14 protein-coding genes are annotated in these 13,452 nt (G+C 47.0%); 4 read left to right on the top strand and 10 right to left on the bottom strand.

What is annotated here, in order from left to right; genetic code table 11:
* Positions 1–20: 20 nt before the first annotated feature.
* The 9 genes from FO446_RS28250 to FO446_RS28210 all read right to left on the bottom strand — a co-directional run bounded on the left by FO446_RS28250 (position 21) and on the right by FO446_RS28210 (position 8,258).
* Positions 21–1,001: an alpha-helical endospore appendage domain-containing protein gene (locus FO446_RS28250; protein ID WP_237899660.1), complete on the bottom strand. Its 981-nt coding sequence runs from the start codon at positions 999–1,001 to the stop codon at positions 21–23.
* Between the two features lie 226 nt (positions 1,002–1,227).
* Positions 1,228–3,099, bottom strand: coding sequence for a glycosyltransferase (locus FO446_RS28245; protein WP_237899658.1), 1,872 nt, complete (start codon positions 3,097–3,099; stop codon positions 1,228–1,230).
* Positions 3,100–3,125: 26 nt separating this feature from the next.
* Positions 3,126–4,049, bottom strand: a complete 924-nt coding sequence (locus FO446_RS28240; RefSeq protein ID WP_232773678.1) for an MBL fold metallo-hydrolase — start codon at positions 4,047–4,049, stop codon at positions 3,126–3,128.
* Positions 4,050–4,077: 28 nt separating this feature from the next.
* Positions 4,078–4,854, bottom strand: coding sequence for a hypothetical protein (locus tag FO446_RS28235; RefSeq protein ID WP_232773677.1), 777 nt, complete (start codon positions 4,852–4,854; stop codon positions 4,078–4,080).
* Between the two features lie 35 nt (positions 4,855–4,889).
* Positions 4,890–5,258 carry an alpha-helical endospore appendage domain-containing protein gene (locus FO446_RS28230; protein WP_232773676.1) on the bottom strand — a complete coding sequence of 123 codons (369 nt, stop codon included), beginning with the start codon at positions 5,256–5,258 and terminating at the stop codon, positions 4,890–4,892.
* Positions 5,259–5,315: 57 nt separating this feature from the next.
* Complete coding sequence (locus FO446_RS28225; RefSeq protein WP_173611737.1) at positions 5,316–5,672, bottom strand: alpha-helical endospore appendage domain-containing protein; 357 nt, start codon at positions 5,670–5,672, stop codon at positions 5,316–5,318.
* Between the two features lie 321 nt (positions 5,673–5,993).
* Positions 5,994–6,695, bottom strand: coding sequence for a hypothetical protein (locus FO446_RS28220; RefSeq protein ID WP_232773675.1), 702 nt, complete (start codon positions 6,693–6,695; stop codon positions 5,994–5,996).
* Between the two features lie 2 nt (positions 6,696–6,697).
* Entirely contained in the window at positions 6,698–7,399 is a 702-nt protein-coding gene (locus FO446_RS28215; RefSeq protein ID WP_173611739.1) for a glycosyltransferase, read from the bottom strand.
* Positions 7,356–8,258 (bottom strand): class I SAM-dependent methyltransferase, encoded by a 903-nt coding sequence (locus FO446_RS28210; protein WP_173611740.1) that lies wholly within the window; start codon positions 8,256–8,258, stop codon positions 7,356–7,358. Before FO446_RS28210 ends, FO446_RS28215 begins: the two co-directional genes overlap by 44 nt.
* A gap of 173 nt (positions 8,259–8,431) precedes the next feature.
* On the opposite strand from FO446_RS28210, the gene FO446_RS28205 reads away from it, so the two are divergent.
* The 4 genes from FO446_RS28205 to FO446_RS28190 all read left to right on the top strand — a co-directional run bounded on the left by FO446_RS28205 (position 8,432) and on the right by FO446_RS28190 (position 12,841).
* Positions 8,432–9,580: a glycosyltransferase family 2 protein gene (locus FO446_RS28205; RefSeq protein WP_237899657.1), complete on the top strand. Its 1,149-nt coding sequence runs from the start codon at positions 8,432–8,434 to the stop codon at positions 9,578–9,580.
* Between the two features lie 214 nt (positions 9,581–9,794).
* A complete protein-coding gene (locus FO446_RS28200) occupies positions 9,795–10,763 on the top strand; it encodes an ABC transporter substrate-binding protein (protein ID WP_173611742.1) in 969 nt (322 codons plus the stop codon).
* Positions 10,764–10,850: 87 nt separating this feature from the next.
* Entirely contained in the window at positions 10,851–11,861 is a 1,011-nt protein-coding gene (locus tag FO446_RS28195) for a FecCD family ABC transporter permease (protein WP_237899656.1), read from the top strand.
* Entirely contained in the window at positions 11,858–12,841 is a 984-nt protein-coding gene (locus tag FO446_RS28190) for a FecCD family ABC transporter permease (protein ID WP_237899655.1), read from the top strand. Before FO446_RS28195 ends, FO446_RS28190 begins: the two co-directional genes overlap by 4 nt.
* Before the next feature lie 51 nt (positions 12,842–12,892).
* On the opposite strand, the gene FO446_RS28185 is transcribed toward FO446_RS28190, so the two are convergent.
* The gene (locus FO446_RS28185; protein WP_173611745.1) at positions 12,893–13,438 is read right to left on the bottom strand and encodes a GbsR/MarR family transcriptional regulator; all 546 of its coding nucleotides are present in this window, start codon (positions 13,436–13,438) and stop codon (positions 12,893–12,895) included.
* Positions 13,439–13,452 lie beyond the last annotated feature (14 nt).

Genomic DNA, 13,452 nt, shown 5'->3' with positions numbered 1-13,452 from the left:
TGCATAAAGGCAAGGTCTTGTTAGGTGAGACGATGAATGGACCAGACGATGCCCTCGCCGCCTCCACCTAAGTTGAGGTCGATGGTCAATCCATTGGCAACATAGAACAAACCGAGTGTATCACCTGCATTGAGTTGAACGTCACCTGCGAGTGTGATGGTTCCAGCACCCAGAATAGCTCTCAATGTGAGTACGAGAGCAATGTTTACGTTGAGAATTGGGAAGTCACCGATAATGAGACTTGTTGCAGTAGGGGTGATTCTCTGTACTTCAAATGCAGGGGTGATTTCTGGGCCTAAATTATCGGTAATGGTCGCGGTCGTTTCATAATTAATGGTTGCTTTTATGGCGTAAGTTCCAGTCGCTGGTACTGTATAAGTGCCAGTTAGCGGATTGAAACTTGGACTGCCATAATAGGGGCTGGCTGTTGACCAGTCAACTAATTGAGAAGATTCGTTAAGGGTCACCGTTGATAAGAAGGCTGAGAAGTTTTCAGTGGTGAAAGCAGGTCCAGTCGCGCCCGTGGCCCCAGTCGCGCCCGTTTCTCCAGTGGCACCCGTAGGTCCAGTATTCCCCGTCGTACCTGTCGCCCCGGTGACACCCGTCACACTAATGCCCGTGGCTCCTGTCGTGCCCGTAGCTCCAGTAATACCAACGCCCGTGGCTCCTGTCGCGCCCGTAGCTCCCGTTATGCCACCTGTGCTGCTGGATGGAACAGACAGGATGTTTTCCAGTTTCGATTGCAAGAGCATTTCTTTTTTTGCAACGTCTTGCAAGGTTTGGCGAACGCTTGCATTCACCAGAAGGAGATCGCTTACCGAAGCAGGAACAGTCAAGCCTGGTAGTGTACCAATGGCATATTCCAATTTTTCTGCTTCTGCATTCATTATATGCCCGAGGCTGAGCTCTTCGATGGCGATGGAAGTAAGGAGGAGATTGATAGCATCGTCTCTCGTTACAGTAATGGTGGGAGTAATATTGGGAATATTGGCTTGAGACATGGCATTCATCCTTCCTGTTACATTCAAAAACTTATTACTATGCTATGAGAATTTATCTGTGCGCGTGCCTGGCTGTATGGAAACAGAAAAAAGCCAATCTGATTTCCAGATTGACCTTTGTGTTTACTGGTAAGCACCGTGCTCATCAAAAAATAGACCACCATTGCTTCTGGCATGTATACATTCACCCACAGGGTGGGTAACTTTTTCATGATCACGAGGGGAATCAGGTCAGAGACTCAAAATACCTTTTGTTGTAGAGAATGCTAGGGTGAGTGGGGTTGTAGGAGTAAGCAATATCATTGTGGTGACGTGATTTCTCGTTATCCCCGATTTGAGAATAGCATAAGCAGAGTTGCAGATGAGGTAGCCAGGTCCAGGCAACGTGGTCGATGTGTGCGAGCTTTTCAGCCGGTCGCTCTACTTTCGTTGCAAGATCATACCAAAAAATGGCCAGCAGCCAATTTTTATCTTCGACATGAATGGCTCCAATCTGGCAGCACGCTTCCGCCCGTGGGCGATCGTAGTTGAACGTACGATATAGCGACGACAGAACATTTTGTCTCTCGTAGAGGTGGGAATAGCAACTCGCCAATTTCAAGCAAGCGTTAATGTTGTCCTCTACCCAGCCTTGTTGGGTGTTCAGGAACTTCGTATAAAAAGTAATGGCCTCTTCATAATACTGATTGTCGCGTAATTCATTCGCATAATAGTATAAGTCCCGTGGAGAGAATTCTTCCCCTTTGGCATCCCTGCGTCGATAGATTTGCAGATTGCGGTCCGTGTATTCCTTTTGCTTGTTATGCGTGATGGATATGTCACTGTTGATGATGTTTCCGCTCACTTCCAAATACTCATGGACGGGTCCGATCCAGCGAAAACCGCGGTCCCGTTTTACGAGGCGATTGCGGCGAATGCTGTATCCCACATTCCCATTGCTGTCTACAGAAAGGTTGTAGTTCATCGTCACACTGTCGATGCTGTAATTCAATGTAAACTTCAACTCGAGGAAGAGCTGGCGGTCTTTTTCCAGAAGGATATCGTCTGCATCCAGCCACAAAATATAAGGGCATGTTGCCTTGCTGAATGTATAGTTGCGTGCAGCTGAAAAATCATCAATCCACTCGAAATCATAAATGGTGCAGCCATAGTTAGACGCGATTTCTTTCGTGCGGTCGGTTGAACCCGTGTCGACGATAATGATTTCATCGACGAGATCCGCAACGGTGGAGAGGCAACGCTCCAGAGCGTCTTCTTCATTTTTAACGATCATGCATAAGCTGATAGAAATCTGATTTGCTTTCCCCGCTGTCATGCCATTTTTTTTGCGATACGCGCTCACTCCTGCCAGATCCGACTGACGGTAGATGTGGTACCCAGGAAGGTGTGTATCCACATGCAAAGAAAAGCCCATAGCTACAGCCCGAACGCAAAAATGTCGATCTTCTCCCCAGAAAGACAAGTTCGCTATTCGTTTAAAATTGACGCCTGCCTCCAAGACCTTTCGATGGATTAACGTGCATGCACCGAGGCCTCCTACCTCATACACCCCCGGCTTACGCAGCATCTCTAAAAAGTTTTGGTTCTCCGCTGATTCGGACGCGCCTTCGCGTGTCAGCGTGTATTGATCCATCAGCCAAACTTGAGGAAGCTCAATCGAATCAGGCTGCCAGCGTGTCCAGTAAATGTTGGAGATAATATCTTTATTGGCTTGCAGCAATTGTTGCAGGGTGTGAGGGTGTAAAACGAGATCGGAATCGATCAAAAACAGGTAATCGAAACCCTCTTTGAGCGCATAGGAGATAATCGTATCTTTCATTTGCGCTACTTTCCAAATATTTCGTTCCGTCCAGTAATGGGTCATTTCATTTCGGACATACGTATCATCGTCTGTGTTTTTGAGGATGACGGTTCGTTTGTTCTCGTTCTCGAAATCGGCCAAGAGTGTACTGGATAGTGGGTCTTTGTTATCGTCAATGAACATGTAATGAACCAGTTCGTTTTTGGTAGTCAGCTCCGTGAGGGATAGAAGGAATTCCTCCAAAATGATCGGGAATTGCTGGATGGGACTACCGATTAAAATACGTTTTTTACCCATGGTACACCCCCATACATAGCCTTTGTTCAAGTGGTTGCCGCAGGTTTGCTGAATAGCAGTAAACCATTGTCCACTTTTGCGACAATTCGCTTCTCTTGCTGTAGTTCTTTTAAATAAGAGCGGATAATCGAGGTAGTCAAACCGTAGCGGTGCAAGTCATCTTCAAACCCATACTTTTGCATGACTTTTTGGACTACTTGTTCAAGAGTGCTTGGCTGCTCATGAATCCATGCTTCAAGAAAAGCAGAGGTGTCTTTTAGTAGGGTGAGATGCTTGTTAATTAACCCCGTGACTGTCTTATAGGGTCCGCCATGGTACAGCACATAAGCGTTCAATTTCATCATCGAGAGCTTCTTGAAGCTTCTTCTGGCAGCCCTCAGATCGTTAAAAAAAAGGAGCTCCTGCTTGTTCAATGTTTTGGCGCCAAACAAGGCATCGCCGCAGTACAGGACATGATCAGGGGTAATAATGCCGACCATTCCCGGCGAATGCCCAGGCAAGGAGACGATTTTAAATGGAATGGTATGGACGTGAAAGATACCATCGGTGGATGGCAGATAATCCGTTACGAGTGCACGAGTATTCTCATTGTTTTCATCAGGCTTCGTATCAGAATCTCCACCTGCGTCGAAAGCCAAAGGCTCGAGATGTGGATTTTCAATGAGATAGGATGCCAGATGTGTCGCATAGATGCGGAGGTTGGGGAACCTTTTTTTCAAATAGGGATTGCCACCGTGGTTAACAGCGTGACCATGTGTATGAACAACGGCAAGGATTTGATACCCTCGTTCGCTGATTCTCGTGCATACTTTCTCGATGACCGTGGCATTCGGTCCGCTATCCATGAAAACAGCAGTTTTGCTGGATCTATCCAAATATACTCCGATCCCGTATTTACCGGAGACCACATAACTGTTGCCGGCCACTTCGATCAATTCCAAACGATCCATATCCCTTACTCCTTCATTAAATTCAGGTTCATATGTGGATGACCTTGGTGACATTGCCGATACGTACCTTTACGGAGTTGGGTACAAAGGGAGGTTTTTTAGGTGCAGACTCTTGCTTTGCGAGCATTTTTTTCTGGCCACGCACTTTTACCATGTTTGTTACAGGCTTGGGACGCTTGGATTTGCGTTTGTTTTTATCGGGAGTAGGGACGGAGGCAGCCTGTGCTAATAATGGGGGTTTTGGACGTACTGATTTCCGGTTGTTGGCTGTATCGATGCGTGCGTTGTTTGCGAGCAATGGAGGGGTTGGGGCAGGCATAGGTGGGACGTCAGTGGTTTTCGGTTGCTCACCTGGATCTAGCTGTACAGGTTCGTGATCTGGAATATCTCCTTCCAGCTCCAATTGCATCGGTTCGTCGCAGGGGGAATCCTCTTCTGGTTCTATTTCTATCGAGTAGAAAGCTTGTAATTGCCGGAAATGATTTTCTATCAAGGTGGTGGTTTGCTTATGTGGAAACCTCCATGTCTTTACCAATTCCGATAACTGAGCTATCGCAGCAAGGACAGGAGTGTGCATTTCACTAGTGGGATGCGATTCAAAAAGGAAGCTGTGAGCAATCTGCTTATTATGTATGTGGGTATGCAGTCTGACGAGCAGATTGATCATCGTCGATATTTGGTAGCCAAACAGCATGAGCTCATAATCTTTGGCATGATGAAAGCGAGATTCCAATCCTTTGACCAACTGGACGATGGAATAGGTCAGCTTTAGAACGGTTTGGTCATCGATACCTTTGTTCTTCATGGCAATTGACCTCGAATTCCTGAAATGATCAATCGTTAATAGTCGATGGTGAAGTCGTCATCCAATTCATCCCCGAAATTGGATGCTTCCATCTCAAAATTTGATTTAAGCGCCACAGGGTACATGTGAATGGCTGCATCCAACTTTTTTAACAAAAGCCACTCAGCCATCAGCACCGAATCCAGAATCGAAATGACTGTACGATTAAAGGTGATGATTTCATCATTGGAGGGGTTGTTAGGGAAGTCCAGATTTTTGCCAACGAAAGCAAGGGCTTTGTCAGCTTCGGCGTTTAGCAATCTGGACAAGGCTTCTTCCTCTAGGGCAATCGATTGCAGCAAATGACTCAGAGCTTCTTCGCGCGTAGGCACATCATATGAAGGAACTTTATCTTGTAAGGTCATCATCATCCCTCTTCAGTAAAATTAGGATCCCATGAAAAGCAGTGTAAGTAGTAAGGGTTATTCTTTGAAGCAAGAAAGGTCGGGGATGTTAGGGGCGTCAGGCAAGTCATCGTGATGATGCTCATGATTATGCATCTGCTCCAGCTTGATAATATCCTCCAGCCTGAATTGTAGGAGCATCTCGGTCTTGATGACATTGCGCAGCATTCGTTCTACGCTGTTGTTTAAGGCAAGCGCATCATTGAGCGAGAGCGATTGCTCCTTCACGATCCTTTGAATCTTTTCCCCCTCTGTATTAATAATGTGAGAAAGTCCGATTTCCTCCAGCGCAATGGAGGTGAGAAGCAGATTTAATACTTCGTTTCGTTTCAATATGATTTCCGGTGTTATATTGGGGACCGTGGGCATTGACATCGTTATCCACATCCTTTGTTTGTATGGCTTTGTATACCTACAAAATAAGACTGGCCCAATGAAGAAGGCGATCTGCTTCCCTTTATTTGCACAGAACGCCTTCGGCCAAGTTTCTTGCAACAAAAACGATAGGATCGTCATAGGATCGCGTGATTGATAGTGAAGAAATGGAAACTTCCTCGCAGTACATGTTATGTATCCGCGATCTTAATATGACAACTTAATCGTATTGATTGGATAACGAGGTAGAGGTGCTCGGGATAATGCTAACAGTGTAATATTTGGAATGGTTGCTTGAGACATACTCATCACCTCATGGACTTAATTTTTGGTTCCCTGGAGCCTTACCAAGACCCAGCGACGATTTCCGGCTATCTCTCGAAAAAGCTCTTCGTAGTGATAGATTTTTCCGAGATATGCCAGAAAGGGATAGTGATCAAAATCATCTACGAGAATAAGTGCATCGGGTTTGAGTGTGTCAACAAATAGTGGGTAGGCAAGAGAGCGACCGTTGCCATGCGGACCGTCCACAACCATGACATCTACCGAATGGCCGGATAGCGAAAGCAGTAGTTGGTCCAAATCGGCGTAAAAGGTATTTTGTATAGAAAAATGATCAAATTGATTCTCGGGAACATTCTGTCCGATGGCAGGCCACAAGCTCTTACTCTCTGCTGGATTGTCGAAGACCTTGTTCCATTCCTCTTCGGATAGTTGCTTCAAAGAGCTGGTCACCAAATCGACATGCGGTACATCCCCTAGACTCTCCTTGATTTCCTTTGCACGAATCGGATGATGTTCCACAATGGTTGCTTGGACCCGGAGCAGTTCAAGATCGCCAAGTGATTTCCAAAACAGAGCGGAGTCACCTCCACCCAACTGAAGCACCTGACACTCCTCACGTTCTTTGTTGATATGACGGCATACATGTACGAGGGCCTGTTTGCTCAACGAGAGAGAGTTGTATCGCCATTGATTACAATTGGACTGCTGCAAAGCCTTTTCGATCTCGCGAATCATCATCTTCATTCCACCCATTCCAGCAGATTGGGATGTTGATCCAAGATGGATTCATACTGTTCCTTCCAGCCATATCTGGCGTCGGGGTCGAGGAGTTGATAACGGTTGTATTTGCTTTGTCTGTCTTCGAGTCGGGCCCAGCCAAAATGTTTCACGCGTGACGGATGGCACAGGTAAGGGAACTGGTGGATCGAGAGAGGGAATCTGCCGCAATGCTGAGGGGTTTCCCTCCATAAATATGGGAAGTCAGGGCGGTACTTGACCATAAAAGGACGATAGTAATGATGGGCTTTCCAATACTCATCTTCGCGATAATGCGTGTCACTCCACATATCGTACAAACGAAAGTAGATCACCTCGTATGTCTGCTGTTCCAAAATCTCGGAGACTTTCGAGGGGAAGGAGCTATCCATGAGTTCATCGGCGTCCAGATTCAAGATCCATCCCGGATCAGTCTGAATCGTTTCTTGCCATTGTTGTTTGCGCAAGGCGACCTCGTTGGAAAACTGAGAGGTAGCGTTTTGAACCAGATGAAGAGGAATGCCCTTGAGAACCTCTCTACAGAGATCCACGGTATGATCCATACTGCCATCGTCGATGATGACGGCTGCGTCAATAAAGTCTTTATGTGCTTCCAGTGCTCGTCTCAAATAGCGATTGCCTTCATTTTTCACAATCATGGAAAGAGTTAGTTTGGCTCTGGTCATCTATGTGCTGCACCTCCTGCGCTTGTCGTGTTGCAATGCAGAAGATTTCATGGCCCTGGAAGTTCGACTGAAGATTCACGGCTAGCTTCATGATGTCCTGAATCGGCAAAGTTGTTTGCGTGGTCTTGCGCAGATGGTTTTCCAATCGGTTCGTTTCTTCTCGAGAAAAGATGGAGAGAACCTCCCAGCCACCCTGATGAAGGAGTGAGATTAGATTGTCACGGGAGTAATGAAAGAGGTGGTCGTTCTCGGTATACAGCGGGGAATACACTCCAAACAATTTATTGGTGAACGAGTTTTTGTTCGGCACGCTAAAAATGATTTTTCCTCCTGGTTTAAGAAACCCTTTCAATTCTTCAAGGTATTGCTTCGGATGCGAAATATGCTCAAAGACGTGACAAAAAACGATGGCATCAAATGTACCAATGTGTTCGGGGGCGAGCACGGCGGAGTTCCACAACGAATGAACCAGTTGTAACCCATACCTGTCTTGGGCGTATGCGCATGATTGTTGTGACGGTTCTACCCCAACAACCTCCCACCCAGCCTCACGAGCAAGGAATAACAACTCTCCTGTTCCTGGACCAATTTCGAGCAGCTTCCCTTTTTCCGCAAACCACATATCGAGCAGCAATGTATGGAAGATCGCGTGTTCCGTAAATGTATTCTTGGCGTATTGATCCCGCATGGAGACCCAACTCGCGTCATAAATGTCTGCAACCAGCTGTGTCACGTTGACTTGGTCGAGGTGAGGTTGAAAAACGAGATCACAATCTTTGCACGTTAGGAGTGAGAAGGTAGAGTACTGGTGGAAAAGCGCCACCTGAGTACTGTTGCACAAAGGACATGAGTCATGCATGGATACGATCCCTGCTTTCTTTGTGATATCTGCCTACAACTACCTATGCGCTGCTCCAGGAAAAGGTTCGAAAGCCAAGGAAATGGCACCGTTCTGAAAAAAGCAGTCCACTCATAGAGTAAAGGGGGGATAGACTACGATCTCAGTGATGTGTGTAAAAGGAGATGAGCATCATGTCTGAGGCGCCCAAAATTTCCTTATGTATGATTGTAAAAAACGAAGAAAAGTGCCTTCACAAGTGCTTGGAAAGCGTGAAAGATCTTGTGGATGAAATGATTATCGTAGACACGGGGAGTACCGACAAAACGGTAGAGATAGGCAAGTCATTCGGAGCGGTCGTGCACTTGTATGAGTGGCAGGATAACTTCGCAGAAGCGCGAAACTTTGGACTGGAAAAAGCAACAGGCGACTGGATCTTGTGGATGGATGCCGATGAGGAAATGAATCAGGAAGACAGCAAGAACTTGAAGGAGCTGCTTCGCGGTCAAGAAGGTTCTCTTTTTTATATCCATCTAATCAATTACATTGGAGATGAAATAAATGAAGACGATGCTTTTCATATCGCTCACTCACGTTTGTTTCGCAATGGCATCGGTTTTCGCTTCCATTTTCCGATCCACGAAACGCTCAACGTAGAAGAGGTTCTTCCCAATCTGACCGAGGATTTCCACATTCCAATCTTGCCTGTACGGATATACCATTACGGCTACCTGAATGAATGTACTGGCAGAAAGAACAAATTCGAGCGCAATATTCAACTACTCATGAAGGAATTGGAAAAAGAAGACCACTCTCCATGGATTGAGTATCATCTTGCCAGTGAATTCTCACGTATCCAGGAGCATGAGAAAACGTTCAAGTTCGTGAATCTGTCTATTATCGGGTTTCTCGAAAATCATATGATGCCTCCTTCGCTCCTTTATAAGCTCAAATACTCTACATTGATCTCGATGGGCAGTGCTGAGGGGGCGTGGCCAGGAATTGAAAAGGCAATCGAGATTTATCCTGACTACGTTGATTTACATTTGTACAAAGGGATCATTCAATATTTGAAAAAGGACTACAAACGAGCATTGATGACGTTCGATCACTGCCTGGAGCTAGGTGAGAGCAACATTCGGCATCTGACCTTGAAGGGATCGGGAAGTTTTCACGCCTGGTATTACAAAGGGCTTTGCTACGAAGGATTGGGTCAAGTGGAAGAGGCTATGGCTGCTTATCGGATGGCGCTGGCTATGGCGGAGAATCATGCGCCTGCCAAGGAAGCATTAGAGAAGCTGAGCTTGAAGACGGAAGTAAGTCATACGCTAAACAACAAATAGCATCGTGGCGAAAAGCCGTTTACGTCGATGGTTCAGGCGTAACGGCTTTTTTTCGTAATGGCAGAGCATGAACAAAATGACGTTAATCACTTTTATTGCGGTAAAAGGTTTAATAAACATAATGTTTCATTTGCGGCAGCGGATTGTTACAATAAAAAACGCACTTTATCGGTAATAATAATCATTATCAATTACATCGGGTGAGGGACAAAAAATGAAGCAAACAAACGGAATGAAGCGTCTCGGCTATATGTTTTGGACGCTTGCACTGGCAGGTACAGTATTACTGACCGGGTGTGGCAGCGCAGAGCAAAAACAGCCAGCAGCAGGTCAAGATAGTGCGCAAACCGCACAAAAGCGCATCGTGAAACACGAACTGGGCGAAACAGAAATTACCGGAGACCCGAAAAGAGTCGTCGCGTTGGAGTACTCCTTTGTAGACGGGTTATGGGAGCTGGGAGTGACGCCTGTAGGAATCGCGCAGGAAAAGGATAAGGACGTAGAAGGATTGATCGGTAAAAAAATCGAGTATACCCCTGTGGGGACACGCCAGCAGCCGAGTCTGGAAGTCATCAGCTCGTTGCAGCCAGATTTGATTATCGGTGATTTGAATCGCCACAAGGACATTTACAAGGATTTGCAAAAAATCGCACCGACGATCATTTTGAAAAGCCGCAACTCGACGTATCAGGAAAACCTGAGCTCGTTTGCCACGATTGGGGAAGCACTGAACAAGCAAAAAGAAGCAGAACAGCGCCTGATCAAGCACAAGGAGATCATCGCAGAGTTTAAAAAGAAAGTACCGGCTGAAGATTCCCGCAAAGTCATGCTGGGAGTATTCCGCGCGGATTCGCTGTCTGCACATGGAGCGAAATCGTTTGATGGCGAGTTGCTCGAAATGATTGGAATCAAAAATGCCATTCAAGATGCGCCAGAACCAACAGTAAAAATCAGCCTGGAGCAAATGGTGCAGTGGGACCCAGATGTGATTTTCCTGGCGGAAGCCGACGACGCGCTGTTGAACGAATGGAAGCAAAATCCGCTCTGGAACAATATCACCGCAGTCAAAAATCAGGAAGTACACAAAGTAAATCGTGACCTCTGGACGCGCTATCGTGGGCTGAAATCTGCGGAACGCATTGTAGAAGAGGCAGTGAATCTCTTATATAGCAAAGAAAAATAACATACGATGCAAATCCTGGAAGAGACCGATCGCTGATCTGGTCTTTTCCGTGTTCCTGCACGTCGTAGTTGATCGAGGTGGCTTGTATTGCAGAAAACAACGACACGACAACGAAAAAGTACTTTCGTCCTCATTGCGATCGGCTTGGCAATCCTCTTGTTCATTGGTTTGTTGCTGAGCTTGTTTACCGGAGTAGCTTCGCTGCAAATTCGATCATTAGTGACGCATTGGTTATCGGGTGAATACTCCAAAGAGCTCTTGATTTTCCAGACCATCCGCGTTCCGAGAGCTGTGCTGGGAGCTATCATTGGGGCGAATTTGGCTGTGGCAGGAGCCGTGATGCAGGCCGTTACCCGCAATCCACTGGCATCCCCGCAAGTATTTGGCGTGAATGCGGGGGCTTGTTTGGTGGTTGTACTCGCGATTGTGTTTTTACCGGATATCGGGAAAGCCAATCTCATCTATTTTGCCTTTGCTGGAGCGATAGTCGGGGGACTTGTTGTCTTTGGATTCGCAGCTTCCAGCGGGATGACCAATCTCAAGATTGCTTTGGTAGGAATGGCCATCCACCTGCTGCTCACCTCCATTACGAAGGGAATTATCATTTTTAACGAACATATCTCGAATGTATTGTACTGGTTGTCTGGCTCTATTAGCGGAGTGGCTTGGACGGATGTGCAATTGATTTTGCCATGGTCGATAGCGGGACTCCTGCTGGCGATCTGGCTGTCCGGCTCATTGTCAGTGTTTCGACTGGGGGAGGAAGTCGCGATGGGGTTGGGACAAAAAATCGCCCGCGTCCGACTGCTGTCTTATGTTGTGGTCGTTATTTTGGCAGGCGCCTCTGTTGCTGTCGCCGGAGCTGTTGGTTTCGTCGGACTGATGGTTCCGCATATCGCAAGGAGGCTCGTGGGTTCGGACTATCGGGTCGTTATCCCTGTGTCTGCGCTTGGTGGTGCTGTCCTGGTGACAATCTCCGATGTACTGGCTCGATTGATTTCCTATCCGTTTGAGTCTCCTGTAGGAATTGTAACGGCTCTCCTGGGAACCCCGTTCTTCCTTTACTTGGCGAGAAAAAAGGGGAGGGAAATGATATGAGTTCGCGAAAAAACACCCTGCTCCTGGTTGGCCTCGGGGCCCTGGTCATAGTGGCAGCGTTGCTTAGCATGGGGATCGGCCCGATTTTTATCGGCCCTGATCAAATGATCCGAGTGATCATGGGCGAACCTTCGTCGCTTACATTTATGATTGAAAACTATCGATTGCCGCGGGCGCTGCTCGCGATTCTTGCCGGAGCGGGCTTCGCGATCGCTGGTGTGATTTTGCAAGGAATGATCCGCAATCCGTTGGCATCTCCGGATGTCGTAGGGGTAACCAAAGGGGCGGGCTTGTTCGCGGTTGTGGTCATCATTTTGTTTCCGACCGCTTCACCACTTCTTCTCCCGATTGTCGCGTTTTTGGGAGCATTAGCGGTAGCAATTGCCCTCATCTATTTCGCTCGGAAAAGCGGTGCACAGCCAACTACGTTTGCCTTGGTCGGCATGGGAGTAGGGGCAATCTGCCAAGCGTTGACGGAATTCATTATGGTGAAGTATCCGATGCAAGCCAATGATTCTCTTGTCTGGCTGGCAGGGAGCTTGTGGGGGAAAGGCTGGGATGAAATTTACGCTTTGCTGCCGTGGCTGCTCGTATTCATTCCTATTAGCTTTGCCCTGCATCGTAAGCTGGACATTATCAGTCTGGATGAAGGAAGCTCTACGGGGCTCGGATTGAATGTCGTGCGAACACGCTATATGCTCTTGCTGCTCGCGGTTGCCTTGGCAGGCGCATGTGTAGCGGCAATTGGCTCGATTGGCTTTGTGGGATTAATTGCGCCACATATGGCGAGAAAGCTGTTCGGTCATCAGCATCGTTATCTATTGCCGGGTGCGGCGGTTTTGGGCGCGTTGATTCTCGTCATTGCAGATGCATTGGGGAGGGGACTGAATCCTCCGATCGAGATTCCCGCGGGTATCGTGACTGCGGTCATCGGTGTTCCGTACTTCTTGTATTTGGTGCGTCAAGAGAAGAGAAAGTAAAAAGAAAAGCCATCTTTTCCTCTAGCTTTTGGAGAGAAAGATGGCATTTTTTTATTCGGGCTCCTCTTCGAAAAAAGCACCTTGTTCCAAGGCATACACAAAATTTTGCAACCACTCGTAATACTTTTTTGCATGTCTGAGCTTATGCAAATCTTGGAGAGCGAGCTTTCGTTCCTCATCAGAGATACTTTCCTGAAGGATCAGCTCGGTTAATTCAGGTAGTGCCTGATCGATGGCACCGGTCATCACATCGACTTCTCGTTGCAGCTTATATGTGAAAAAGTTTTGGAACGCTGTGAAGAAATTGGTCTCCGCCGCATACAGCTCTTTTCGTTCCTGCTTTTCCTCGAGCTTTTTGACCATACGGGATTCCATTAAGGATCTCACCGCATAACTCATATTGCTTTTGCTCATGTTCATCTGTGTTTTCATCTCGTCGAGCGTCATCGGACGATTCTCGAAGAACATGACACCGTACAGCTGACCCGAAGAATGAGTAGCCCCATACAAGTCCATTGTTTCTGCAATGGCTTCGATCATTTGTTTACGAATATGAAGGCGTTTTTCTTCAAGTACATTTTCCTCGTTCAAAGACATGCAATATTCACTTC

Source organism: Brevibacillus brevis (assembly GCF_022026395.1).
In the GTDB taxonomy this organism is placed as follows: Bacteria; Bacillota; Bacilli; order Brevibacillales; family Brevibacillaceae; genus Brevibacillus.
This window is presented reverse-complemented; position numbering and strand designations above follow the sequence as displayed.